This is a genomic window from Acidithiobacillus sp. TH-A36, from assembly GCF_057473445.1.
Genome location: NZ_JBYCKP010000451.1, coordinates 1 through 2303, shown reverse-complemented (window position 1 = coordinate 2303; position 2303 = coordinate 1). Strand labels below are relative to the sequence as shown.

General features: G+C 52.0%; 4 protein-coding genes. 3 read left to right on the top strand and 1 reads right to left on the bottom strand.

Annotated elements, in window-relative coordinates; all coding sequences use genetic code 11:
- Nucleotides 1-581 (bottom strand): ATPase, T2SS/T4P/T4SS family (locus AC2VLY_RS11645; protein ID WP_486922322.1); only part of this gene is annotated, 581 nt, incomplete at its 3' end.
- A gap of 321 nt (nt 582-902) precedes the next feature.
- On the opposite strand from AC2VLY_RS11645, the gene AC2VLY_RS11640 reads away from it, so the two are divergent.
- From AC2VLY_RS11640 to AC2VLY_RS11630, 3 genes are all read left to right on the top strand, one after another.
- On the top strand, nt 903-1622 hold the full coding sequence (locus AC2VLY_RS11640; protein WP_486891804.1) for a hypothetical protein: 720 nt from the start codon (nt 903-905) through the stop codon (nt 1620-1622).
- Entirely contained in the window at nt 1609-1917 is a 309-nt protein-coding gene (locus AC2VLY_RS11635) for a helicase associated domain-containing protein (RefSeq protein ID WP_486891803.1), read from the top strand. Before AC2VLY_RS11640 ends, AC2VLY_RS11635 begins: the two co-directional genes overlap by 14 nt.
- 115 nt (nt 1918-2032) lie before the next feature.
- A partial coding sequence (locus AC2VLY_RS11630; protein ID WP_486891802.1) for a hypothetical protein occupies nt 2033-2303 on the top strand: 271 nt, incomplete at its 3' end.

Genomic DNA, 2303 nt, shown 5'->3' with positions numbered 1-2303 from the left:
CAGGAAAGGAGGGCATTCAGGAACGTGGTTTTTCCGCTGGAGGTACCGCCAGACACCAGGATGGTTTTGCGTTGTTCGACAATGGTACGCAGAAACTGGAGGAGTTCCGCTCGCGTTCGCGGAGCCGGGATAACGAGTTCTTCTCTGGGGCTGGCCGATTGGGCATATTCCTCCAGAGGAACATGGATGCGCACCTTGCGGCGGATGGACAGACTGATGCCCTTCATGGACGTGGGCGGCAGTGTGGCGGCAATGCGCAGGCCCCAGTGATACACGGTTAAAATAGCCCCTTCACCACCGATGTTACGGGCCATGGCCGCGAGACGTACCGTGAGATTTTCGAGCTTTTCCGGCGGCGTAATCTGCAGGTCCAGGCGTTGCATTTTGCCATACTGTTCCATCCAGATATCGTCCGGTGTGTTAATCATGATTTCTGCTACCCCATCGACGGGGGGTTCCCCGTGCAATCCGGGTAATCCCAGGTAGGGCAATAGCTCGCCTAAATAGATGCGCAACAGTGCCTCGCGGTCTTCTGCTTCGCTTTGTGATGCCGAACTGCTGGAAAAGGGCGTGAGACTCAAAAATCTATCCTCGCTGCATGGAATTTATAAAGCATGCGCCCGGTCCATCGTGTTCAGGTAAGCAAAAAACAGGCTTTTTGGCGTTTTGTTGGGAAGGTGTCGGTCCGGTGTCCTGCCCGCTGACCGATGATGAGGACGATCCACTTTTCGAATAAACGCTAAAAAAGCGGTTTATTGTGCGCAAAAACCGATCATCCATGTGCCAGGCTATTGGGCAGATAGTCCAGTTCAGAGGAAACGCCTGCGAAATGTCACGCAAAAAATTTTGCGTCAAAAAGGGCGTGGTAATCTGTTACTAACATTGTAACGAGGAATTAACAGATGTTAACTGGCAGAGACATACAACGCTGGATATGCGCCGCGTTAAAGTTCGAGGGGGCACCGACCACCGTCGAACGATTGAGCCGGCTCATACCTGCCCACCCAGAACCCCATCATGTTTCGCAGCAGGTCTATGTGCTCAAGCGCAAAGGGATTGTCGAAAAGTTAGGAACAGGCGCACGCGGGAAACCGGTTTGGAAGCTGGTGGACCATGCTTTTGTCGCTTCAGATGATTTGTTGGCAATGGTTCAGCAGATTGAACATACCGCGCGTGAACCGGTTGCGCTGTATTCCGATCGGGATGCGGTGCGTACGGAAATCCTGGCGTGTTTAAAACCACCCGTTTTTGAGACGGATACCAAACCCGTACGCAGTAAGCAGGATATTTTGCAGGCCTGCCCCAGTGCCCGTTCTGAGCATGAGGTGTCGCAAATCCTTGCGGAAATGGTCGCCCATGGCCGCGTGATGGGAGAGGGTAGTGGACGAAAGCGCCGCTACTGGATAGGCAAAGAAACGCAAATGGACCTCTTTCACTTGTGTGAGGACGTGTCCCAGGCGGAAATCGAGCAGACCGAAAAAATGTTGCGCATTGTTTTTCGCAAAGGCGTGGTCGCCAAACGCCGGCAGGCTTTTAACGGAGCAGTTCTGGCGAATTACGATCATCGCGGTGGTTTTTTGGAATTGATTGTCAATAAGGAGGCGTTAAATGTCACGGCATAACCTACGGTTTAAAGAACGACTGGAACAGGTGAAACAGTACTGTGCGGAGAATGGTACCGGCTGGATTCCGGTGCGTTATGACACGGAACCGAGAACCCGTATGGGATATTGGGCGAATGATGTGCGCTACAAATATAAAAAAGGCGAACTAGCCAAAAACCACGAAGAACAGCTGCGTGCGGTGGGCTTTCGCTTTGAGCGTGCAGGGATAGGTTTTTCCGTGCGGGTCAAAAATCTGAAAACGATTCGGAAATCGCAGGGCGGCGATGCTACTGCGGGTCATGCGCCTCATTAATGCGTCGTTGCTAGAGCCCTTGACACATCGCGGATGGGCCGTTGTGCAGGTTTATAATTATATGCTAATTCATTTGTAACGCAAGAATTCCGCAAATTTTGGACGAGGTGTGCATTTGCAAAATACTCTAACGAAAGATGCTGCGCAGTTACCAGCGCTGGATGACGAGCAGACTGTTTCGAAGCGATCCTATATTCGCTTCAACGAAAGGCTGGAGCAGGTCCGGCAGTTTTGTGTGAAAAATGGGCACGGCTGGATTCCTGCCCGATACGATACAGAACCGAAAACCGGATTGGGGCATTGGGCGAATTTGATGCGGCACCAAATCAAGCAAGGGAAGTGTGACGCGGAAAAGGATGCTCTGATAGTGGCTGGTTTCTTGTTGG

What these genes read in the sequence shown, in the direction of transcription:
- AC2VLY_RS11640 (WP_486891804.1), top strand. Translation starts at nt 903, where the DNA reads ATGTTAACTGGCAGAGACATACAACGCTGGATATGCGCCGCGTTAAAG.
- AC2VLY_RS11635 (WP_486891803.1), top strand. Translation starts at nt 1,609, where the DNA reads ATGTCACGGCATAACCTACGGTTTAAAGAACGACTGGAACAGGTGAAA.